General features: G+C 63.2%; 20 protein-coding genes. 6 read left to right on the top strand and 14 right to left on the bottom strand.

Annotated elements, in window-relative coordinates:
• Window positions 1-78 precede the first annotated feature (78 nt).
• From queC to queE, 3 genes are read left to right on the top strand one after another with little or no spacing between them, the layout of a single operon-like run.
• The gene (queC, locus tag ACW73L_RS08025; protein ID WP_498921206.1) at window positions 79-795 is read left to right on the top strand and encodes a 7-cyano-7-deazaguanine synthase QueC; all 717 of its coding nucleotides are present in this window, start codon (window positions 79-81) and stop codon (window positions 793-795) included.
• Complete coding sequence (locus ACW73L_RS08030) at window positions 792-1,886, top strand: 6-carboxytetrahydropterin synthase (RefSeq protein ID WP_498921207.1); 1,095 nt, start codon at window positions 792-794, stop codon at window positions 1,884-1,886. Before queC ends, ACW73L_RS08030 begins: the two co-directional genes overlap by 4 nt.
• Before the next feature lie 5 nt (window positions 1,887-1,891).
• The gene (gene queE / locus ACW73L_RS08035) at window positions 1,892-2,533 is read left to right on the top strand and encodes a 7-carboxy-7-deazaguanine synthase (protein WP_498921208.1); all 642 of its coding nucleotides are present in this window, start codon (window positions 1,892-1,894) and stop codon (window positions 2,531-2,533) included.
• A 250-nt stretch (window positions 2,534-2,783) separates the two neighbouring features.
• Here the strand turns inward: queE and ACW73L_RS08040 are convergent, their stop codons facing one another.
• The 3 genes from ACW73L_RS08040 to ACW73L_RS08050 all read right to left on the bottom strand — a co-directional run bounded on the left by ACW73L_RS08040 (window position 2,784) and on the right by ACW73L_RS08050 (window position 7,415).
• On the bottom strand, window positions 2,784-4,259 hold the full coding sequence (locus ACW73L_RS08040; RefSeq protein WP_498921209.1) for a choice-of-anchor tandem repeat GloVer-containing protein: 1,476 nt from the start codon (window positions 4,257-4,259) through the stop codon (window positions 2,784-2,786).
• Window positions 4,260-4,778: 519 nt separating this feature from the next.
• Entirely contained in the window at window positions 4,779-5,651 is an 873-nt protein-coding gene (locus ACW73L_RS08045) for a hypothetical protein (protein ID WP_498921210.1), read from the bottom strand.
• Window positions 5,652-5,657: 6 nt separating this feature from the next.
• The gene (locus ACW73L_RS08050; RefSeq protein WP_498921211.1) at window positions 5,658-7,415 is read right to left on the bottom strand and encodes a sulfotransferase family protein; all 1,758 of its coding nucleotides are present in this window, start codon (window positions 7,413-7,415) and stop codon (window positions 5,658-5,660) included.
• Window positions 7,416-7,909: 494 nt separating this feature from the next.
• Between ACW73L_RS08050 and ACW73L_RS08055 the strand changes: the two genes are divergently transcribed.
• Together ACW73L_RS08055 and ACW73L_RS08060 are read left to right on the top strand one after the other, a co-directional pair.
• Complete coding sequence (locus tag ACW73L_RS08055; protein ID WP_498921212.1) at window positions 7,910-8,671, top strand: sulfotransferase family protein; 762 nt, start codon at window positions 7,910-7,912, stop codon at window positions 8,669-8,671.
• 87 nt (window positions 8,672-8,758) lie between these two features.
• Complete coding sequence (locus ACW73L_RS08060; RefSeq protein WP_498921213.1) at window positions 8,759-10,504, top strand: tetratricopeptide repeat protein; 1,746 nt, start codon at window positions 8,759-8,761, stop codon at window positions 10,502-10,504.
• A 71-nt stretch (window positions 10,505-10,575) separates the two neighbouring features.
• Here ACW73L_RS08060 and ACW73L_RS08065 read toward each other — a convergent pair whose 3' ends face one another.
• The 11 genes from ACW73L_RS08065 to ACW73L_RS08115 form a co-directional block, all read right to left on the bottom strand.
• Window positions 10,576-12,021 (bottom strand): class I SAM-dependent methyltransferase, encoded by a 1,446-nt coding sequence (locus tag ACW73L_RS08065; RefSeq protein WP_498921214.1) that lies wholly within the window; start codon window positions 12,019-12,021, stop codon window positions 10,576-10,578.
• 136 nt (window positions 12,022-12,157) lie between these two features.
• Window positions 12,158-13,621 (bottom strand): hypothetical protein, encoded by a 1,464-nt coding sequence (locus ACW73L_RS08070; RefSeq protein WP_498921215.1) that lies wholly within the window; start codon window positions 13,619-13,621, stop codon window positions 12,158-12,160.
• A 57-nt stretch (window positions 13,622-13,678) separates the two neighbouring features.
• Entirely contained in the window at window positions 13,679-15,109 is a 1,431-nt protein-coding gene (locus ACW73L_RS08075) for a hypothetical protein (protein WP_498921216.1), read from the bottom strand.
• Window positions 15,110-15,568: 459 nt separating this feature from the next.
• The gene (locus tag ACW73L_RS08080; protein ID WP_498921217.1) at window positions 15,569-16,072 is read right to left on the bottom strand and encodes a helix-turn-helix domain-containing protein; all 504 of its coding nucleotides are present in this window, start codon (window positions 16,070-16,072) and stop codon (window positions 15,569-15,571) included.
• A 108-nt stretch (window positions 16,073-16,180) separates the two neighbouring features.
• A complete protein-coding gene (gene hflC / locus ACW73L_RS08085) occupies window positions 16,181-17,134 on the bottom strand; it encodes a protease modulator HflC (RefSeq protein WP_498921218.1) in 954 nt (317 codons plus the stop codon).
• Window positions 17,131-18,159 carry an FtsH protease activity modulator HflK gene (gene hflK, locus ACW73L_RS08090; RefSeq protein ID WP_498921219.1) on the bottom strand — a complete coding sequence of 343 codons (1,029 nt, stop codon included), beginning with the start codon at window positions 18,157-18,159 and terminating at the stop codon, window positions 17,131-17,133. Before hflK ends, hflC begins: the two co-directional genes overlap by 4 nt.
• A 76-nt stretch (window positions 18,160-18,235) precedes the next feature.
• Complete coding sequence (locus tag ACW73L_RS08095; protein ID WP_498921220.1) at window positions 18,236-18,790, bottom strand: NUDIX domain-containing protein; 555 nt, start codon at window positions 18,788-18,790, stop codon at window positions 18,236-18,238.
• 52 nt (window positions 18,791-18,842) lie between these two features.
• The gene (locus ACW73L_RS08100; RefSeq protein WP_498921221.1) at window positions 18,843-19,445 is read right to left on the bottom strand and encodes a hypothetical protein; all 603 of its coding nucleotides are present in this window, start codon (window positions 19,443-19,445) and stop codon (window positions 18,843-18,845) included.
• A gap of 88 nt (window positions 19,446-19,533) precedes the next feature.
• Complete coding sequence (locus ACW73L_RS08105; RefSeq protein WP_498921222.1) at window positions 19,534-19,833, bottom strand: hypothetical protein; 300 nt, start codon at window positions 19,831-19,833, stop codon at window positions 19,534-19,536.
• A 36-nt stretch (window positions 19,834-19,869) separates the two neighbouring features.
• Window positions 19,870-20,376 (bottom strand): hypothetical protein, encoded by a 507-nt coding sequence (locus ACW73L_RS08110; protein WP_498921223.1) that lies wholly within the window; start codon window positions 20,374-20,376, stop codon window positions 19,870-19,872.
• Window positions 20,377-20,540: 164 nt separating this feature from the next.
• The gene (locus ACW73L_RS08115; protein ID WP_498921224.1) at window positions 20,541-21,038 is read right to left on the bottom strand and encodes a hypothetical protein; all 498 of its coding nucleotides are present in this window, start codon (window positions 21,036-21,038) and stop codon (window positions 20,541-20,543) included.
• Between the two features lie 179 nt (window positions 21,039-21,217).
• Here ACW73L_RS08115 and ACW73L_RS08120 point away from each other — a divergent pair, with 179 nt between their 5' ends.
• Window positions 21,218-21,619 carry a hypothetical protein gene (locus ACW73L_RS08120; RefSeq protein WP_498921225.1) on the top strand — a complete coding sequence of 134 codons (402 nt, stop codon included), beginning with the start codon at window positions 21,218-21,220 and terminating at the stop codon, window positions 21,617-21,619.
• Window positions 21,620-21,624 lie beyond the last annotated feature (5 nt).

Below are 21,624 nucleotides of genomic sequence, written 5' to 3' on the forward strand. Positions count from 1 at the left end.
GCTTGAGCGCACGTCCCCGTCTCTGGGATCGGCGCGGCCAGCCTGCCCTCGTCACCTCGCCGAACACCGCGCCACCCGATGTTTGCACCCCCTATCCGAAGAGCCGTCGTCCTGCTCAGCGGCGGCCTCGATTCCACGACGACGTTGGCTATCGCCCGCGCCGAAGGTTTCGAAGCCTATGCCTTGTCCTTCCGCTACGGCCAGCGGCACAGCGTAGAGCTCGCTTCAGCGCAGCGCGTGGCCGAGGCGCTGCAGGCGAAGGAGCACGTGATCGCCGACATCGACCTGCGCCAGTTCGGCGGTTCGGCGCTGACCAGCGACCTGCCGGTGCCGAAGCAGCGCAGTGCCGACGCGATGGCCGAGGGCATCCCGATCACCTACGTCCCGGCCCGCAATACCGTGTTCCTGTCGTTCGCGCTGGCCTGGGCCGAAGTACTCGGAGCCAGCGACGTCTTCATCGGCGTCAATGCGCTCGACTACAGCGGCTACCCGGATTGCCGGCCCGAGTACATCGCCGCGTTCGAGGCCATGGCCAATCTCGCGACCAAGGCCGGCGTGGAAGGGCGGCAGCGGCTGAAGATTCATGCGCCGCTGATCGCACTGACCAAGGCCGACATCATTCGAAGGGGCACTGAACTCGGCGTCGATTACGCCTGGACCAGCAGTTGCTACGACCCGGCACCCGACGGCGCGCCGTGCGGGGCCTGCGACTCCTGCCAACTACGCGCGAAAGGCTTCGCCGAGGCCGGACTCGCCGACCCGCTGCTGAGCCGTTTCGGGCTCGCCGACGCGTGAACACCCGGTTGCTGCATGTCGCGGCCGCGAGTTTCGAGGCCGCCTGCCGGATACCGGTCCTGCCGGACGGGCACCGCTCGCGGCGCCTGCACGGTCACAGTTTCCTGGCACGCGTCCGCGCCGCCGTGCCGGACGATTGGGGCGGCTTCCATGGCGCCGGGACGAGCGCGCTCGGCACGGCGCTCGGTGCCTGCCTGGCCCCGCTCGATTACGCCGACCTGAACGAACACCTGCCCATCCCGACCGACGAGAACCTGGCCCGCTGGATCAGGGCGCGGCTGGAGGTCCCCGGCATCGAATCGGTCGGCGTGCAGAGCACCAGCGAGCAGGGCGCCGACCTCGACACGCACGACCGCGCGCACATCTGGCGGCGCTTCCGCTTCGAGGCGGCCCACCAGTTGCCGAACGTGCCGCCCGGCCACCGCTGCGGACGCATGCACGGGCACGGCTTCGAGGTCATCGTGCATGCCGAGCAGGATCTGGCCCAGCGCGACATGGGCGTCGATTTCGATTACCTCGGCCGGCTCTGGGAACCGCTGCAAGCCGAACTGCACCATACCTGCCTGAACGATGTGCCGGGCCTCGAGAATCCGACCAGCGAGAAGCTCGCCGCGTGGATCTGGCGCCGGCTTGCGGCAGTGCTGCCGGAGCTGTCGTGGGTTACCGTCTACGAGACGCACACCGCCGGCTGCCATTACGACGGGCGGCATTACCGCATCTGGAAGGAGCACCGCTTCGAAAGCGCGCTGCGCCTGATCCAGGCGCCCGAGGGCGATCCGCGCCGGCGCCTGCACGGTCACAGCTACATCGTGCGGCTGCATCTGACCGCACCGCTCGATGTGGTGCACGGCTGGACGGTCGACTACGGCGACGTCAAGGAGCTGTTCACGCCGATCTACCGGCAACTCGACCATGATCTGTTGAACGCACTGCCGGGGCTTGTCGACGCCGACCCGGGCTCGTTGGCGCAGTGGATCCGGTCCGAAATGACCCAGCGTTTGCCGTCGCTGGATCGGATCGACCTGTACGAGACACCCGGCTGCGGCGTGCTGCTGAGCTGGGGCGAGGAAGGCCCGGCGCTGCCGGCCTGAACGCGATGAGCTATTCGGTCAAGGAGATCTTCTACACACTGCAGGGCGAGGGCGCCCAGGCCGGGCGGCCGGCGGTGTTCTGCCGCTTCGCCGGCTGCAACCTGTGGTCCGGGCGCGAGGCCGACCGGGCGGCGGCCGTGTGCCGATTCTGCGACACCGACTTCGTCGGCACCGACGGCCTGGGCGGCGGAACCTTTGCCACACCCGACGCCCTGGCGGCGGCGGTTGCCGATTGCTGGCCCGAAGACAGCGCGGGGTCTGGAACACGCTTCGTCGTGTGCACCGGCGGCGAACCGCTGCTGCAACTGGATGCGCCCTTGATCGAGTGCTTCCACAACCGTGGCTTCGAAATCGCCGTCGAGACCAACGGCACACGGCCGGCGCCGCCGGGCATCGACTGGCTTTGTGTCAGCCCAAAGTCGAGCGCGGAACTGGTATTGACGCAGGGCAATGAACTGAAGCTGGTCTATCCGCAAGCCGATGCGCCACCCGAGCGTTTCGCAGGCCTAGCCTTCGATCGGTTCCTGTTGCAGCCGATGGACGGCCCGGATCGGGAGAAGAACACCGCACTCGCTCTGCGCTACTGCCTGGCGCACCCGCAGTGGCGGCTCGGCCTGCAGACCCACAAGCTGTTGGGGATTCCCTGAACACGAAGAAGCGGACCCCTACGCGAATACCGCATTGACCCGGCGCAATAACCGGCAAGCTTGCGGGGAGGCGAGGCACAAGCGCCCGCTTGTTGCGCGAGGGAGACTCTGAACAGGAGTCCTGCTGTTCGGAGCCGGTGAGACGAAACTCGGTTTCGCCTCACCGCTACTCGCGATTCAACGTTGCCAGCGTTTGATCCTGGCGATGCATCCCTGCATCGCCGGCAGATCTGAATACATCGGTGCTTGCCTAGTCGGGGATAGGCAGAATCACTACAGGCGCAGCGCCCCCGATCTCACTACCGTCATTAAGGGTCACCCGGGCTTCTGCCATAACCGGGAAGCCACTCTGCTCAGGCACGACGACTGTCATATAGGTATCGTTAACGACCCTGAACTCTCTAGTCGTTACCCTACCGATGGTTACACTGGTCACATTGGACAATCCCTGCCCCAGAAGGCTTATTGCGGTGCCTTCCTGGGCGCCCTGCTGAACCGGCACGACGGCCGGCTTTGCCCCGACGTCGAGCTCATATAGCAACGCCTTTGCTGGCCCGGCTGTCATGCCATAAATACGCCCGTTGCTATGCACCATCGGCTGAGAGATCGGAGCGCAACCTGCGTTGCCGTTGAACGCATGCTCAACCTTGAAAGTCCATGTTGTGGGCGCATTGATGTAGTCCGGCGAAAGACTAAAAATGGTGCCGCAGTTCTTATCGTTCGGTCCTGCGGTCGAAGTCGTGCCGTATAGCTTGCCGTTGCTACCCAACACCAGGCCCGTGCTGGGTTTCCAGCCCTGGTTCTTGTCATCGAAACTATGAATGAACTGCGCGGGCTGGCCTGGTTGAATACGGAATACCGTCCCATGCCCTTGATTCCCGCCGTCCTGCGTGGTGCCGTAGAGCGCACCATCCCAGCCAAGAGCGAGTGGTCCGTTGGGTGTACCTCCGCAGGTCGCATCACGACAAAAATCGTAAATCTTGGTTATTTTCGGTGCCGGGCTAGCCTGTATCGAGAAAACCGTTCCTTGCGCATACTGGCCACCGCTTGAAGCCGTGCCATAAAACTTTCCATCCGACGCCAGCCGCAAGGGACCAAGGGGATCGCTCCCCGTTGAAGCAGGCTTCAGATCAGCCAAGGTCTCCAGATTTTGACCGCTCCTCTGGCGAAAGACGACACCGCCACGACTATCCGATGCCACTCCGTAGAACATGGGCACGGATCCCCCTGGGTTATCTCCCGCCTCCGGAGCCCAAATCGGCGGAGCCGATGTCTTCCAGCCCTCGACGAGCGGAGTAACTTCTTCAAAGCGGTAACTATCACCGTTGAAGGCAAAGACCCTCGGTGGACTGAGGGGGTTTCGCAAGGGCTCCGTGACGCCGTAGTACAGACCATCTCCTCCGAGCATCAGACCTCCCTGAGGGAACTTAATCGTCTTGTCCTGCCCAAGCGGGGCCAGCACGATAGGGGTGTTATCGTATGGGAAGATCCAAAAGATCTGACCGTAGCCGCTGCCGCGGGGTGTCGTACCCCAGATCGCGCCATTCGTACCCTGGATCAAGGGCACGGCGGAGGAATGCGTAAAGCCCTCCCCTTTGAACCGTGATACGACGCGATATTTCGCGGCCTGGACTGGCGAGGCCAATGCCAGCGCGCACAATCCCGCCAACAGCGTTGGCATGGCGCTTGGTCCACGGTGCTTGCAATTTTTCGGTAGCGTATTCATCGCATTTTCCCCAACAAAATGTCTCAAGGCTGAAGAGAGCACCCTCGCGACTCACAGCCCCTTGGAAGAGCCTGCAAGGCTTCGATGGCAACGAGTCTAGTAGGCACGTGAGCATGCGGAGACGCCTACAGGCGCGATCGCTTGCACCAACCGTCGCCCAACGAACGACGGGGTGCCCGGCCGACCGGCGGAAAAAGCCCGGGACCCAACCCCCGGGGCACCCGTAAACATCGTGTGGAGGAAAAGAGAAAGGTAGCGGCGTTAACTGCTGTCGGCGGCAGGCATGTCAGGCCGAAGCGAGGCCATGAGGCTCAGCGTACGAATCCGCTACGGCGCCCCGGGACTCACGCGGCATCAGGCCGAGAAACCGCGCATCGACGCGATCGTTCGTGGAAACAAAGGACACGGCGCAGATCCTGGCCGGCAGGCAATGGCCGCCCAATGAACCGACTCCCTCAGCCCCAGGGTGCGCATGTCCATCGAGAACCCGCTGTCAACGCACCGCTGCGCTCGTCGCAGCTAAACGCCCGCGCCTGTCGCTGACGGGCCGGCTCCGGCTGCATCAAACTCGACAGGATCCTTCAGGAAGGGCTGCATCAGCGGCTCATTCAGCCCCATCAGGCGAGCAATAAACCGCTCGGGATTCCGCATGATGGCGCCGTTCAACCGCCGGCCATGGGCTGGCTGGCGCGAGACGTCGTACCAGTGCTCACAATAGGGAAAGCGTTTGGTCACACGGAAGTGGAAGTCGCGGCTGCCGCAGCCGTGGTGATAGAACAGGTGATGGTAAACCGCCGCCGCGACCGGATGCACGTTGACGACATTGGAACGCATCAACGGGAACAGGGCATCGGACATCGACGCGGTCGCGCAACCGACATCGTTGACGTTCATCCCGAGCAGGTTGCGTAGGGCACCGATCTTGCGGAACTCGAGGCGCGGATCGTCGACGATGCGGTCTCTCAGGAAAAAGGCACAGGGATGCGGGAATACGTCGAGATTTTCGGCTCGGACGGGCGCCGCGACCTCCTTGCCGAGGCGGTTCATCTGCTCGTCAAGGATACGGTACCAGCCCGGCTTCACCGGAAAAGCATCGCTATCCAGGATCAGATAATTCTCGTAGTTCCGGCGCTGCCGAAAAAGCTCAACGAGCTGCATCAGGGCCTCGCCATGACCGATATTCTCCTCGTTGACCAGCGCGATATCCGAAGGGTCAAACCCGTCTGGCGCGACACCGTTCAACACCACCCAGTAATCGAACGCAACCTCGGTACACGCCGCGATGAACTTCTTCTGCAGGGCATACCATTCGGCGTTCAGCGGGGAAGGCGCGAAGACGGTGGCAATGACGAGGGGCTTCATGTTCTGTGCGGGCGTTTCGGGCGAGTCCATCGTCGGTCAAAAATCCTTATAGCCGAACTCCGCCGCATAGGAACGGCACAGGTCACTCACGGCCTGAACGTCATCGTCGTTGAGCAGATGACGGCGACTACGGGGCTGGAGATCGATGTTTTCCAAAGGCGGCGGCGTGTAATCCGGAACCCGGGACAACAGGCCCCACAGCACGCCAGCCGGATCGGCGATCACATCCTCGTAGCGCACGATTATCAGGCTATCTCGATGCGCAAGAAGGGTCGCGACCAGATGCGACCACAGCAGCGCCCGGCGCTGCGCCGGGCTCTGGTTGTGCATAATGGCGCCGAGCCGCCGTTTTTCCGTCCCGGTCAGAAACGGATTCTGCGTATACGAGACCGGAAAGGTCGACAGGTTCACCTCGGCGAGATGTTGAAAGCTGTCTTTCCACGAGGCGATCGTGTCGAGCGGGTGGCGGACCAGTGCCACGATGGGCGCGTCCGGCATTGCGCGCCGAAGGACCTGCAGGCGGGCAAGATAGATGAACGTGTTCTTGGTCCCCAGCAGAAAATCCGGCCGACTGACCTCCGGATGGCACAGCACGCGTTCGTCGATGATGCGGGTGTCCTCCACCAGACGTCCATTGGCTACCTTGTTGTAAACCCCGACACCGTCAACGATATCCGCGCGAAGGTCGCGATAGAACGTCGCCAGCCAACGCGGGTGTACGCATCGGTTCAGCCGGGTGCAAATCTCCTCGGGTTCGTTGACGACCACGCAATCCGGCAGGTCGTCCACCAAGCGACACAGCAGACTAGTCCCACTGCGGGGGATGCCCGTGATGATGATTTCCGGCAGACGATCCGGGGTGGCCGTCGTCCCCGTCTGCTCGCCCGGCTCCGAAGGGCTCGCTGCATCCGTTGCTGCCGGCAGCAAACCACGCGGGGGGGCGATAACCCGTGCCCAATGCTTGGGGCCGGTCCGCAGCAACTCGGCCAGACCGGGATGGCGGTCGGCCAACATCCGGACCGTCTTCCTCAGCAGGGGCTCGCGGCAGAGCACCTCCGGTGAGCGATAGTGGCAGAGGTACGGCGTGGCGGGCGGTAGAGGCGACCAGCTGACCGGGAAGTTGAAATCCTCGCCGAGGCAGCGAAAATCCAGTCCCAGCCTCGCTGCCGCAATCGGCAATGCGATTTGATCCAGCCACGGGCGCTTGTTCGCCACTTCATCCATGGCGTCAATGCGTTGGGCGCAGTCTTCCCACACCCTGGAAAACTCGGTATTACTTTCAACAGCGATCACCCCGGCATTGAAATAGGGCCACATGTATTTGCCCGAAATCGGGGTCAACAGACGCCGCTCCGGAACCGGAAGATTGAATGCCGCGTAAAGCGGCTTCCAGTCATTGGCATTGGACGGCCACGTGACATCGAAGGCCGGCACCGCGTTGAACGAGGCGGGAAAAGCGCCCTGAGGCAAGGCCTTCAAGCAAATGATGTCGCTATCGAGAAAAATGGTTCGGGAAGCCGCTGTCGCAACACCAAGGCAACCCAGCTTGTTGCCGATGGGATAAGACGGGGCGATTCCGTTGCGTACAGGAACCTGGCGAACGTGAAGTTCGCCGAGCAAGGCCAGAGTCGTCGCCGACAGGGTTCCCCAAACCGACTCCGGCTGCGGGACGCAAGCGACCAGATCGATTCCATCGCCCATCTGCAGGCGTAGCGACGAAGCCAGCAGCATGGACTCGATCTCCAACTCGCCCGACTGGCACACGAACGTAAAACAGTATTCGGGATAGGTCATTGCGCGCTTAGCGGGAAGTCAGGGAGGCATTGTCCGCCACGCAACAGCGGAACGAAAGCGCGGGCGTAACCATTCCCCCCCTTGCTCGGTGGCGGGTTGAACAGTTGAAGCCCAGGGTATCCCACCGCGCATGCCGCATCACTCAAGCGGACTGAATTCATCGTGAATCACTGCCTTGCCTGGATTTCCCGCGGGCGCAGTGACAGGATGTCCAGGCCATGGGGAATTGATTGACGCTACGGCGGCATCGCGGGGATACTCTCTGGTACCGTCTTTGGCCCGATGCGCGCGGCACCGAGCCCGCCCAGACAAGGTAGGACCGATGCCCCGGCACACCGCACGGGCGGTCCTGACACTCCCGCGCCGTCGCGCGCATGAGACGTTCCTCGTCAGCAATCCCGTGCCGTAGACCGGGTAACTCACCCGCCATGCCACCAAGGGCGCCCATCGAAACTACCCGATCTGCAGCGCATTGAAGTTGCATCGAGCACACCATGTCCAATCGTTGGAAGAATTTTACTGAAGCGGCAGGTCGCTATGCCCGTTACGTCCCCGTCGAAACCTTCAACTACGGTCTGAATATTTCGCTCAAGCACGGATACGTCTACGTCGAAACCCCGAAGGTGGCCTGCTCGACGATCAAGTTGACGCTGCAGCGACTGGAACTGGGAGATGACGAGCTCCATCACGAACAATGGGCCGACATGCACAAGCGCCAGTTTTCCCCTCTGCTCGGCCCGGCCCAAGTGGGAGACCTGACGAAGTTCCTGTCCCGCGGCGACCTGCTGAAATTTTGCTTCGTGCGAAATCCGTATACTCGCTTCCTGTCATGTTATCTCGACAAGATCGTGGGCAGTGCCACGCAGAAAATTCAGATCCTCAGGCAATTAGGATACGACCCATCGTCGCAGCAGACGAAAATCTCGTTCGAGCAGTTCTTGGCGGCCGTTGAAGCCCAGCCCATCAGTGTCATGGACCCGCATTGGCGCATCCAGTATTACCAGACATTCCAGGACGCCATCGCCTATGACTTCGTGGGGAGGTTCGAGACCTTCGAAGCCGATTTCCACCACATTGGCCGCCTTGTCTCGCCGGACTTTCAAAAGTATTACAAGGCGGAAGATCGCCATCGTACGTCCGCAAACGTCAACCTCACACGCTACTACGATGCCGATCTTCAACGACGCGTCTATGAGCTCTATCGGAAGGACTTCGACGCCTTTGGCTATGCCTTCACGCTGCCGTTGGACGGCTGAACCCGCCAGCCGGCGCGCCTGTCCGACGCGTCCAGCGTTGCGGATCCGAGGACCGGAAGCCCCACCAGCCGGAAAGGACAGCCCGACGTGACGCCTTCGCCCCTGATCATCGCCGGATTCCATCGCAGCGGCACGTCGATGACCGCTCAGCAACTCCAGGCAGCGGGCCTCGATCTCGGTTCGCAGCTCTTCGGCGGCACCGCGTCGAATCCGGACGGTCACTTCGAAGATGCCGATGTGGTTCATCTGCATGACCGCGCCCTGGCCGAGCGCGATTCCAACTGGCAGCATGCCGATCCAGCGCCGATCGCGGTGTCGCAGCAGAGAAAGCGAAGCTTCGAAGCCTACGTGCGACGACGCAGCGAGCTAGGGACGCTTTGGGGATTCAAGGACCCGCGCGTGTGCCTGTTCCTCGAAACCTGGGCCGAAATCTGTCCCAGCCTGAGCGTCGTGATGGTCTATCGCGACTATTGGTCATGCGCCGCATCGCTGCGCGACCGTCACTCGCTGGCACTGATTCAGGGCAGCTCCAAGAACGTGCATCTGCGTTTCTGGCTGGAACCCGAACTGCCGCTCAGAATGTGGCTGGCCTACAACCGGCACCTCGTCGAGTTCGCTCGCCGGCACCCCGGCCGTTGTCTGGTCGTGTCACAGGACGCCGTTCTGCACGGTTATCCCATTGCGGCGGCCGTCCGTCGTGAGCTCGGCCTACCGCTCGAACCACAGCCACCCGGCACAGTGAACCCCCTCTATGCCAAGGCCCCCAGTCAGCCGTTCTTCGCTGTGCCGGGCGAACTGCTAAGAGAACTGGATGGCCTCTGGAACGAGTTGCAGACCCTGGCTCGTGACGCGGCCGCGGAGCAAGAGCCGAGCCACGGAGAGCAGCCCGCCGTCGACACATCCTGCGACGAATTGCGTCAACGACTGATTGCCCTATGTCAGGGGCAGTGCAGGCCTGCTGCAGACGAATCGGGGCTGCCCCGTCCGTTACCGTCGCCACTGCGACCCCGCGACATCGAGTCGATCGGTGACAGACTCCTGGCGGAAGGCTCGTTCGGGCCGGCGGCGGATCTGTTTGCCAGGGGCATCTGCGAATTCCCAAGGCGTCCCCGGTTCCGCTTGCGGCTCGCCGACACCCAGGCGCGGCAAGATCGACTGGCCGAGGCGGAGTCGGTCCTGCGCGAGGGGATCCGCAAGTTCCCCGGTCATCGGCCCCTCCAACTGCGGCTCGCGGGCATTCATGCGAGCCGGTTGAATCTCGATGCGGCACGTCAGCTCTGGCTGCAAACGCTGCAGAACGAGCCCAGGTCGCTGGAAGCGCTGGGTCGGCTGGCCGCGCTCGCGCTGTCCGAATCAGACTTTCCCGAAGCCGAGCGGCTGATCGCCGCCGGTCTCGACACGGACCCCGCACACGCTCCGTTATTGATGACTCAGGCACGGCTGCGTGCCGCTCAGGGCCGAATGGGCGAGTGTGCGGACATCGTCGCGGCGCTGTTGCGCCAGGCGGGTCAGACCCGCAGATTTGGAGCCGCCTTGGGACGGCTCTTGATCGATCTTGGCTTTCAAGAGGAGGCCGGGGAATGGCTGACGCGTGCTCGCGAAGTAGCACCCGACGAACCTGCCATCGAGGAACAATGGTGTCGCTGGCTGTATCGTGAGGGCCGCATTGTGGAGGCGCTTGAGCACAAGTCGGCTGCGGTCAAGCGGATGTTTCAGCAGCGCGATCAGTCTCCGCGCCTGATGTCCTTGGTCAGCGTCCCGTCCGATGACGGATGCCGGCGGGATCTCATGAGCCGTTTCTGCAAGCACATCGCGGCCCTTTTGCCGGCTTGAGGCTCTTGTCCGCTGCCCGTACCATCGACCGCGGCACCACATTCTCCGCGCGGGTCCGGCTCGGCCTCGGCTCAATCCGCTCGACGCTTCGCAGGCTGCACGAAGCGCGGGTCATGCAGCGCCCGCCCGCGCAACCAGCGTCGGTGGCGGGGCTTGGGCAATCGGTCGGGCTGGGTGGCGGCCACCAGCCACGTCAGGGTCGGGTGATGCCAGGGGATCGCACACGCATGCAATCCGCCTTCGGCCAACAGTCCCAGCATCTGCTCCTCGGTATAGCTGACGCAGCCGCTGCCATAGTGCCAGCCATCGGCGGGCCAATCCGGCACGGCTGAATCATTGCGCTGGTACGACAGAATCATCAGGCCCGATGGTTTCAACGCGGCGGCCGCAGTCCCGATCAGCTTCCGGGCCAGATCGGGTCCGGTATGCGATACGATGGACTGGGCCACGATGAAGTCGAACCGCTTGCCGAACACGCCGCAGTTGAAGGTCGGGTCGTGCGAAAAACTCGGATGTTTGATCCGCACCGCGTCATGCCCCAATTCCCGGCTAAGGCCATCCTCGATCAACCAACGCTCCGGTTCGATGCCAAAGTAACCACGCTCCCGCAGGAACGGGATCAACAGCCGGCCAAGTCGCAGCGAGCCGCAGCCGAAATCCAGCACCCGGTGGCGGTCGGTCAGACCGAGCGCAAACAGCAGTGCGAACTGACTGGCACTCAGGAAATCGAACCGGGCCGGCGGTCCGACGAATGCCCGGTAATGGTGGCTCCCGGCGCGAAGTCCTGCTGCCTCGTCGACACAGAGCGCGCGGGTGACCGCGGATTCGTCCAACCGGCTGCCGCCGCGTTCGAAGGCCAGCATCTTCTGGCCGCGTGGATGTTCCCAGTCGCCTAGATACTCAGCACGCCACGGCAGATGCCGAAGCGCGAGTTCGATGTCTTCAAAGCGGTAGTGATAGGGATTGCGGTCGCTATAGGTCTCGATACCCCCAGGCTGTTGCCGTATCGGCAACTCCGGATCCTGGCCGCTCGGCACTTCGAAAAACGTGGCGAACAAGCGCCCTCCGGGCCGAACGACGGCCGCCAGCCGGGCCAGGCAGCGCCGTATGCGGTTCCACGAAAAGTGCGTGAAGAGCGATTGCGCCAGGGCAACGTCAAAGGTTTGCCCCAATTGCTCGAACTGAAAGTCGTCGAGCATCACCAATTGCTCACGCGGCTGACGCTCCTGCAAGCCGAGCGGCCCCAGCTCATGCTCCCAGCCGGCCTCCAGCAGCGACGGGTTGCTGTCAATCCCCCAGTAATGCCCGGGACGCAGGAAGGGGATCAGCTTGACCCCCGCCCGCAGGCTCCCGCAGCCGACATCGATCAGCCGATCGTCAGCACTCAGGCCGTGGCTGATCAGGAAGTCCAACTGTCGCTGTCCCATTTCCTCCCAACAACCACCGACCACACCGCGGTGCCTCCCGCTTCTGACCTGCTCGTTGACGTAGTCCGGGGCATCGTATCGGCTTTCCATGCGCTAGCGCCTTTCTTTCCGGTTGTTCTCGGCGTGTTTACGCGTTTCCTGTCGTATCCCAAGCGCCGCGTCCGTAAATCGCACACGTCAGGCGAGGCTGGCCCCATCCACCCTCGCCTGGCCTCGACCGCGTTGTTCAGCGGCAGTTGCTCCCCAATCCGACGTAGTTGCCGTTGTAAGACGCAACGCAGGTGACCGAGGCGGTACCCGGCGTGACGGTACCGGCGACTTTGCTGGCGGCGATGCGCGTCGTGCTCGACGGCGCCGGAAACGTATTGAGCGCCACCGGACCACTGACCGTCGACTGTCTTATGGTTGCCGTCGAAGGGGCATCCTGTGTTGCATGAAGCGCCCTGCCACCCACTGCGGTCGCCTCGAGCAAACAGGCGTCGGCCTGGAGATTGCCGTTAAGCAGCGCGACGCCAATCGGACCACCGATGAACTGCGCATTCCGCGCCACTGCCGTCGCGGCTGTGCCGCCGAGCCCGGTGAGTTCGAGCGCCCAACCCGACGGCGCCTTGACGGTCGTGCCTTCCAGTTCGATAGTCGCGCCCTCGTTGACCTCGATGGCATCGCTGACGACCCCGGGGCTCTCCGCACTCACCGCGCCCTTGACCATCTTCAATTGGGCGCCGGGGAGCACGGTGACACCGACCGAGAAAGATACGCCGACTGCCGACGCGGACACATGCGACAGCAAGGCCGGAGGCAAGCCCGGGGCTCCGGGCGCGCTTACCCGAATGGCTCGCCGCGATCCGGCTCCGGACACACGGACGCTCAGCTGGCTGAGCGTCACCGCATCGACCGGCATCTGCACCACGCCGGATGCCGACGCGCCGAGGCCCTCCAGGATCGTGGCTGCCTGCCCGGCACCGCGGACGGTCACGTAGGGCACGTCCAGGACCAGGGGGCTGGCACCCAGGTTGTAGACACCCGGATCGATCTGCACGATCCAGGGGTTCGCGGCACTCGGGGCGGCCGGATCGGCAGCGACCACAAGGGCCTTCAGGTAGGCGATGGCATCGGACGGAGAAACGTAATCCCCGCCGTCTTTCGCAACCGTGACGAGGTTCGTGTCCTTCGGATAAAAGTAACCCGTTACATCCACCACGGCCGGTACATTGGCCAGCGCCGACATCAGGCTCAACTGCTTGTTGGCGGGGCACAGCGCCCCTCGGCACAGCGGGACGATGGCAGCGTTCGACAGATTCGTACCCTGCTTGAAGTTGACCAGGGCGTTGCTGGGAATCACGCCAGCGATCGCTGCGCGGATATTGCCGCTGCCTGAGGCCTGGTTACCGACCGCCGTGATGTTCACGGCCATCGCCGCCGGTTCCGGACCGTCGGGCGCTTTCGGGTCCGCGCAACCGGCAGGATTGCCGCCCTGGGCGCTGATCGCAGCGGCATCGCCGTAAGCGTAGAAGTTCTGCGCCACATTGGCGACCAGATTGCCGCCAGCCGACTGTCGGGTATCGAGCACCCGGCACTGCGCCACCGGCACGTAGATCTGGTTGTCGTTCGGGTTGCTCTCCGCGAGAGCGGGGTGTTGTGCGCCGAGCAGCGCGGCCGCGCCCAGGGCGAGTGTGGTTTCCCATTTCATCGAATTCTTCTCTCTGTTTCTTGAGGGAATCACGAATCGACTTCGCATGACCATCATTCAGGGCGCGACCGTGCAGGCGGAATTGAGCGGCTGGAAGTTGCCGTTGTACGAAGCTACGCAACGGGTGAGCAGCGGCAACCCGCTCACGGTTCCGGTAACCTGACTGGCGCCGATCAGCACGATGCCGGCGAGGTCGGTCACGGGACCGTCAATCGTCGATTGCTGGATCTCCAGAAGCGAGGCCAGAGCCAGGGCCGAAGCCGCCAGACCCTCGCCCCTCAGCGTCGAGTGACTGATTCTTACAGCGGACAGCGGCCCGTTCACGACTGCCTCACCGAGAATGCCTTCGAGCGCGATGAACTGGGCATTTCTTGCGGTCAACGAGGCCCCCAGACCGATGTAAGCGCCCCGGTTGTTGCCGATAACTTCCGTGCCGTCCACGAACACGGCGACGCCGGTATGATTCGCTTCGATACCAAAGTCCTCGCCCAGGACAGAGCCGCCGACGAGAGAGACGCTGCTGCCTTCCTCCATGATCAAACCCTGCTGCCCGTCGTCGTCGGCGCTCACGGCAACCTCGGAAATGACCGGTATCTCGCTGCTGGCGTCGGCCGAGTTGTCGATGACGATACCGGTACCGTCCGTGATGCCTGCTGCGATCCGGACAGAGACACTTTCGAGCCGCGTGGTATCGACCTTGACCTGGACGGCTCCGGTCGCATTTGCCCCCTCACCCGTCAGGACGGTCGCATCCGAACCGGCGCCCTTGACGGTGACGTAGGGCACGTCGAGCACCAGCGCACTGGCCCCGAGTGCATAGGTGCCGGGATCGATCTGGACGACCCAGGGGTTGGTGGCGCTGGGGGCATCCGGATCGCTGCCGCTGACGAGCGCCTTCAGGTAGGCGATGGCGTCGATCGGGCTGGTGAAGTCGCCGCCGTCGGTGGCGACGGTGACGACATGGGTGCCCTTGGGATAGAAGTAACCGATCACATCGACCACGGCCGGGACGTTGGCCAACGCCGACATCAGGCTGAGTTGCTTTCCGCCGGAGCAAGACCCGCGGCAGATCGGGACGATGGCCGCATTGGACAGATTGGTGCCTTGGGTAAAATTGACCAGCGCATTGGCCGGCGTGACGCCGACGGCGGAAGCGCGAATGTTGCCGTTGCCTGAGGCCTGGTTACCGACCGCCGTGATGTTCACGGCCACCGCCGCCGGTTCCGGACCGTTGGGGGCTTTCGGATCAGCGCAACCGGCAGGGTTGCCGCCTTGGCCGCTGATCTGGACCGCGTCCCCGTAGGCGTAGAAATCCTGGGCGACATTGGCGACAAGATTGCCGCCGGCGGACTGGCGGGTGTCGACCACGCGACACTGCGACACCGGTACGTAGATCTGGTTGTCGTTCGGGTTGCTTTCCGCAAGCGCGGGGGGTTGGGCGCCGAGCAGCGCGGTGCCAATCAGGACAATCTTGCTGGCGGTACGCATATGCGTTCTCCTGGCTGTTGTGGTTACTCGTTGATGCCGGGTACGTCAGGCGTCAGGGCTTCTGCCCGAACCAGGCCCTGGCATGAGGAGCGGTGGCGACCTCGGGGCCATGCCGATTGCATCCGTCAGGCGCCAAGGAATTCACGGGAGACGCTCTCTGTCCGGCGGATCAACGGACGCCGAGGGGCCTTGTTCAGCCACTTCGGCGGACGCGTCACAGGTCGGCGAGAGTGGTCAGCCGTAACGGCCATCCAGCGTAGGAAATTACCGACTACATGGGTGGCTGGATGACCATTCGAGGTATGCCCCCTGCCCGCAACGGACATTATGCTTACCGATGACCCTTGTCCACGGCAGGTTTATGCACGTTTGAATGGGCTTCGCTTCGAGGCTCGGGGAGGGGAATAAGTGACTACGGCCAGTCGCGCCGGGGTGACGCAAGCGTGAAGCGCGGACCGGCTACACATGCTTCTGCACCAGCGCATAGACCATTCCATTGACGCGCACGGGCGTTGCGACGGCAACGCGATCGGCGTCACCGTCGCGAAACCGATAATCCAGACGCGAGCACTCACCGTCCCAGAATCCCGCCTGCTCCAAACGATCACCGAAATCCAGCAACTGGCCGCGTTCATGCTCCGGAGTTTGCTCGACACAACAGACGTTTTCCCGAAATCCGCTGGAGACCGACGCGGCGACCACACGCAGGTTTCTGTCCGTCAACACGATGAGAAACGGGCTGGCTCGAACGAACTGGGCGATGTCTTCCATGGGCGTCAGACCCGCGTCCCGCGCCATCAGCATCAGGACTTCGCGCATCGGGTAGACCGGTTCGGTGACGCCTCGCTCCCAACGGGATACGGTGCCCTGGTCGATGCCGAGTTGCGACGCCAGTTTTTCCTGGCTACAGGACAAGGTCTGACGGATTTGCTGCGTGAGCAGGCTCCAATACGAGCGGTTCATTTCCCCTATCCAATTGATAGCGCTTTGAACTTCCAAGTGAGGCAAGCATGTTGCCACGTCGTGGGATTGCGCCGTGGTCCACACCAGCGCGCCCGAACTACCGTTGACTCACCGTCCTCCCTTCCCATCCATGCGCTTCAGCAGCGAGAACAGTTCGGAGCCGGTGGACAGCACGACGGTCGCGTCCGGGTCGATGACTTTCCGGTAGGTGTCCATGCTCTTCAGAAACCGGTAAAACTCGGCAGCCTCGGGACGTTGGGTGTAGGCCCGGGCGTAGATTTCGGTTGCCCGGGCATCGGCTTCGCCCCGAATCTGCTGTACCTGCCGATAAGCGTTGGATGCGATCTCGTTGAGGTCGCGGTCCTTGTTCCCGTTGATCCGCGCCGCCTCGCCCTCACCCTCCGAACGGAAACGCTGGGCAATCTGCAGGCGCTCGCTGATCATGCGCTGGTAGATGCGATCCAGCACTTCCGGGTTGTAGTTGATGCGCTTGAAGCGCACGTCCAGCAGTTCGATGCCGAACTCCTCGAGTTTCGGCGCCGCCGCGGTGAACACATCCTTCTCGAGTTGCACGCGCCCGAAATGAATCGGGCGCAGCACGCCGACGGCGCCCATGGCCTCGTCCTGCAAGGGCACGCGATCCTTGTCGGTGCGGACGACCTCGGTCAGTTCGTGACGGGCGATCGTGGTACGCGTCTCCGAACCGAGGATATCCTCCAGTCGTGACTGGGCACTGCGCTCGTCGCGCAGCCGCAGGTAGTAGCGCAGCGGGTCGGTGATCCGCCAGCGGGCGAAGGTATCGACCTGCAGATACGTCTTGTCTTTGGTCGACATCTCCACCATCGGGCCGTCCCAGGCGAGATAGCGCTTGTCGAAGCGCGTGACCTGCTGCACCAGCGGCAGTTTGAAATGCAGGCCGGGGTCGATGATCGGCTCGCGCACGGGCCGCCCGAACTGCGTGATGATGACCTGTTCGGTCTGATCGACGGTGAACGCCGCCGAGTAGAGCAATACGACGACTAGCGCCGACAGGCCGATCAACGCACGGCGCCACCCGTTCATTTCGTCACCCCTGGCAGATGCTCGGGCAGGGGCAGCATTGGCAAGAGCTGCTGCACCGAATCATCGACGATGATCGCCTGACGGGTGTTCGGCAGCACCTCGCCCAGCGTTTCCAGGTAGATGCGGGTCCGCGTGACCTCCGGCGCCTTGACGTATTGTTCCAGCACCGCCGTGAAAGCCGCAGCATCGCCCTCGGCTTCGTTGACCCGCTTGAACCGGTAACCTTCGGCCGCCCGGATCTTCTGGTCGGCCTCGCCCCGGGCGCGCGGCACCGCCTTGTTGTATTCGCCATTGGCCAGATTGATCGCGTTCTCACGATCCTGCTGAGCCCGGTTGACCTCGTTGAACGAGGGCTGCACCGGTTCCGGCGGATTCACGTTCTTCAACTGAACCTGGTTGATGGACAAGCCCAGGTGATAACGCTCCGTCAGTTCCCGCATCCTTTGCAGCACACGGTCCTCGATCTGCTGACGCCCGATCGTGATGATCTCATCGACCGTGCGGTCGCCGACCACTTCGCGCATGACGGACTCGGAGATGTCGCGCAAGGTCTGGCCGGGCTCGCGCACCGCGAACAGGTAGGTCTCCGGCTCGGTGATGCGATACTGCACGATCCACTCGACCAAGGCCGAGTTGAGGTCCCCGGTCACCATCGAGCGTTCCTTTTCCGGACTCTGGGCCACTTGGTCGGGGTTGCTGTGGAAAGGGGTCGTGAAGCCGAACTCCAGCTTCAATTGACGTTGCGTCGGTACCGTCAACACCTCGTCGATGCCGAACGGCAGCTTGAAATGCAGGCCCGGAGGCACCTTCAGGATGTACTCGCCGAAGCGCAGCACGATGCCTTCCGACTCGGCAGGAATCGTGTAATAGGAGGTCCACAAGCCGAGCAGCGCCAACAACACCCCAACCAACTGCAGGGCAGAAAGCCGCACGGCGCCGAACAGCCACTGCCACAAGCCGCCGCGCGGACTCTTTCGACCGGAACCCGGCGGTAGTCCCGGCACATCCGGCAAGCCTGTATCCATCACTCTCCCTCCTTTCGCCGTGAGACTATTCGGTCGCGCTGCCCAGGACGGGATCCTCGGGCGTCCGGGTCAGGCGTCAGATCTGGCCGCGGTTCAACATCGCGTGGACCTTCAGCAGGCCCGCCACCGAGATGGCGTCGGTGATTTCGCCCCGCATGACGCGTTCGACCGCTTCGCCGAATGGCACACGAACCAGGCTGAGGTCCTCGGTTTCTTCCGGCGTCGCCTCCAATGGGTAGAGGTCACGCGCCAGAAAGACGATAGCCGCCTCATCCGTGACGCTATTGCTGAGGTCCATGTCCAGCACCCGTTCCCAGCGGTGCGCGCCGAGACCCACCTCTTCCTGCAACTCGCGCTGCGCACTATCGAGCGGATCCACACCGATCCTTCCGCCCCCTTCGGGGATCTCCCAGGAATATTTGTCCTGCGGATAGCGATGCTGTCCGACCAGCCAGGTAAAGCCCTCGTCATCGATCGGGATGATCCCGATCGCCAGATTCTCGAAGCGCACGACACCGTAGATGCCGTCGCCGCCCGACGGGTTGACGACCTCGTCATGGAATACGGTGATCCAGTTGTTCCGGTAGACGATGTCCCGGGTCTTGCGTAGCCAGTTGCCGACTTTGGTCATGGTGTTGGGTTGGTCGCCGTCAGTGACTCCAGGTATCGTTGGGAAGCCGGGCTCATCCGGTCAGCCCCTGGGGCGCCGACTTGTCCGCCTTTTCGCGCGCCCTTCGGTATTCGCGACTGAAGAAATCGACACCCGAACCGATCTGCGGATCGCGCAGTTCCTTGCGCTGCAGCGCGATATGCGGGGCGAGCAAGCCGTGAAAGTCGTAGGCGTACTTGCCGAAAAACCGGAGCGCCGTGTCGCGGTCGCAAAGGCCCGAGGTGGTGCAGGCCTGAAGCTCGTCGAAGAAATCCATCACGGCGCCGATCGCCGGATCGAGGCCGCCGTCGGCGATCGACTTTTCGAGAAAAGCCGCGAGCCTGGCTTCACCGTCAGGTTGTTGCAACAGCGCGAACACCTGTTCGCGCCGCGCATTCCAGGCCGCGTCCAGATCGCCACGTGCCTTGAAGATACGCTCTTCCTGAAATCGGTCGAGGTACTTCAGCGTCATGTTGACCTTATCGGCCTGAGAGTTCTCGCGATATTGCTGGATACCCAGCACGGCGGCAGTGACGACCCCCAGGGCCTCGACCCAGATGCCGATGATTTCGACCGTTTGCCGGTTGCGTTCCCACCACGAACTGCCCTGGGTCACGCCCCTGGATTCCTGTTCCATTGCCCGGTTGGTCCTGCGCAACCACCGCCGGATCAGCGCCATCGGCGCCCGCGGCCCTAGCCCGGCGCCGCGCCGGCGGGATCTTCGATCACTCCCCGCACCATTTCGGCTGAGGACTGCCGTGACAGGGATTCAACAAACCCGGGTTGGCCTGCTCGGGGTCCGGCCGGGTGCCGCCCGGCGGCTTGGCCAGGCTCTCGGTCCGTTCGGGCTTCGCAGATGCCTTAGGGACTTCGATCGGGGCCGCGGCCCTGGAGTCGGTCGCAGGCGTCGCGCCCTCTTCGCGGGCACCCAGCACAGGCGCTGCCACCAGCGGCAGCCATAAGGCCAGCAGGACAGGCGCCACGGTGCGGCAATCCGCACGGGCTGGAGCATTGCGTGGCGTCATGTCAGTCTTCCTCGGGAGGTCATCGATACAAAGAGATCAGGACGAGTTATCCACATTCCACTGTTTCAGCACAGCGCGCGGCGGACAGGAAGCCGCCTGGTTCTTCACCGAGAAACCGTGCTTGGCCACCTGCGGCGAGATCCCCATCTCGAGCAGGTATTGATAGCGCTCGGCGGCGTACTGGGCCGCGTCCTGCTCCAGCGACTGCAGTTGCTTGACCGTGTTCTGAAGGGCCTGGCTGGACTCGTAGCCGCTGAAATTCGAGAACATGTGGACGGTGTAGGCGCCGCCCGCCTCGATCGTGCGAAACACGCCTCCCAGGAAGGCAACCGAGCAGGCGCTGACGCAGAAGGCACCGGTACGGATTCGGGTCGGCACGCCGAGACCGCGGATCACGCGGCCCATCGCCTGGCCTTCCTCCGAATCGCCGCCCGGCGAATTGAACCAGATTTCGTAAATGCCGCCGGGCTGCGCGAGCGCTTGCTGGATCTGCATCTTGAGGCGCGATGATTCGCCGGACTTGATCTGCCCTTCGGCAATCACGACGACCCCTTTTGGCGTGGCCATCCGGCGATACGTCATGGGCTGCCAGAAACCGGTATCGGCGGCCGGCCAAGCCGGGCAGGGATATCCCTCAGCCGACACAGCCGATGCGGCCAGCGTAAGGGCGGCAGCCAGGACAGCGCGCCCCCGGCCGGTCAACGGGTTCAGACAACCCCCGCGGACCAGGTCCCGGTTTTTGGGTCGCGGCACAGCGTTTCGGTCTGTTCGACATCCTTGCCCTTGACGTTGACGAAGTTGCGCTGGGTCCGGCACTCGCGCCCATCGGCGCCGTTACTCTGCGCGATCACCGTCGAACCGCCCGACACGCCGGGATTGCTCTGGCTGCTCCAGGTGCGGGTCGAGCCGGGACCGACCTTGTTGCTGTTGATGGCTTCGCGCGCCGCCGCTTCGGCCTGCAGGCGCTCGCGCTCGTCGAGATACTTGGCGATCTCTTCACCGATCAGGCCGCCGATATTCGTGGTCAGATCGCCTACGGACTGGGTACCAGGGATGCCCGTTTGAGAAAGGTACGAGCCGCCCACATTTCCGGCGAACTGGCCCAACTGGTTGCCCATTTCCTTGGTGCATCCCGTAAGAATCAATCCCAACGCGGTGACCGCCGCGACGAGACACGGGCGCGCCTTTCGATCGACTCTTGCCATCGTTTTCCCTCCAGTCCGTACGTCGCGCGATTCTAACGCGTCCCGGGCCGCTGCGGACAAGAAGTTGCCTGCAGTGAGGCAATATCAGTGACGCATGGAAGCTGCCCGACCTGCTCGTAAGCCCAAGCCGTTCTTGTTATATTCGGGGCGCACACAACCACAAGAACCACGAGGAAAAAATGGAATCCAACTTCATCAAGGCGGCAATCGGGTTCGGCATACTGATGGCTGTCGGCTTCATCATTGTCGGGACGACGCGGGAGACGCAACAAGAGAAGATCCAGGGGGCTTTCCTGCAGACATCGAGCATGCTCAATACGCTGGCACTCGACAAATGCACCGAGGCGGTCAGAAACGAGGTGGGCACGCATCCCTATACCCCGTCGGAATCCAGCAGCGACAATCTGACTTACGTGTCCCTGGCCTGGAACAACATCGGATCGGCCAAGCGCGCCGAATGCCGCTACATCATGGATCAGGGCATCACGTTGCTGAAGGTCGACGAGCGCACGGTGATCGAGAAGGCGGAGCCGGCGACTGGCGCCCCTGCAGCTGCCGGCGGCGCGCACCACCGCCAGTAAAACCG

It is taken from the genome of Methylolobus aquaticus, from assembly GCF_054172105.1.

Coding starts and splice junctions, on each gene's coding strand:
- queC (WP_498921206.1), top strand. CDS start 79: ATGTTTGCACCCCCTATCCGAAGAGCCGTCGTCCTGCTCAGCGGCGGC.
- queE (WP_498921208.1), top strand. CDS start 1,892: ATGAGCTATTCGGTCAAGGAGATCTTCTACACACTGCAGGGCGAGGGC.
- ACW73L_RS08040 (WP_498921209.1), bottom strand. CDS start 4,259: ATGAATACGCTACCGAAAAATTGCAAGCACCGTGGACCAAGCGCCATG.
- ACW73L_RS08045 (WP_498921210.1), bottom strand. CDS start 5,651: ATGGACTCGCCCGAAACGCCCGCACAGAACATGAAGCCCCTCGTCATT.
- ACW73L_RS08050 (WP_498921211.1), bottom strand. CDS start 7,415: ATGACCTATCCCGAATACTGTTTTACGTTCGTGTGCCAGTCGGGCGAG.
- ACW73L_RS08055 (WP_498921212.1), top strand. CDS start 7,910: ATGTCCAATCGTTGGAAGAATTTTACTGAAGCGGCAGGTCGCTATGCC.
- ACW73L_RS08065 (WP_498921214.1), bottom strand. CDS start 12,021: ATGGAAAGCCGATACGATGCCCCGGACTACGTCAACGAGCAGGTCAGA.
- ACW73L_RS08070 (WP_498921215.1), bottom strand. CDS start 13,621: ATGAAATGGGAAACCACACTCGCCCTGGGCGCGGCCGCGCTGCTCGGC.
- ACW73L_RS08075 (WP_498921216.1), bottom strand. CDS start 15,109: ATGCGTACCGCCAGCAAGATTGTCCTGATTGGCACCGCGCTGCTCGGC.
- ACW73L_RS08080 (WP_498921217.1), bottom strand. CDS start 16,072: ATGAACCGCTCGTATTGGAGCCTGCTCACGCAGCAAATCCGTCAGACC.
- hflC (WP_498921218.1), bottom strand. CDS start 17,134: ATGAACGGGTGGCGCCGTGCGTTGATCGGCCTGTCGGCGCTAGTCGTC.
- hflK (WP_498921219.1), bottom strand. CDS start 18,159: ATGGATACAGGCTTGCCGGATGTGCCGGGACTACCGCCGGGTTCCGGT.
- ACW73L_RS08095 (WP_498921220.1), bottom strand. CDS start 18,790: ATGACCAAAGTCGGCAACTGGCTACGCAAGACCCGGGACATCGTCTAC.
- ACW73L_RS08100 (WP_498921221.1), bottom strand. CDS start 19,445: ATGGAACAGGAATCCAGGGGCGTGACCCAGGGCAGTTCGTGGTGGGAA.
- ACW73L_RS08105 (WP_498921222.1), bottom strand. CDS start 19,833: ATGACGCCACGCAATGCTCCAGCCCGTGCGGATTGCCGCACCGTGGCG.
- ACW73L_RS08115 (WP_498921224.1), bottom strand. CDS start 21,038: ATGGCAAGAGTCGATCGAAAGGCGCGCCCGTGTCTCGTCGCGGCGGTC.
- ACW73L_RS08120 (WP_498921225.1), top strand. CDS start 21,218: ATGGAATCCAACTTCATCAAGGCGGCAATCGGGTTCGGCATACTGATG.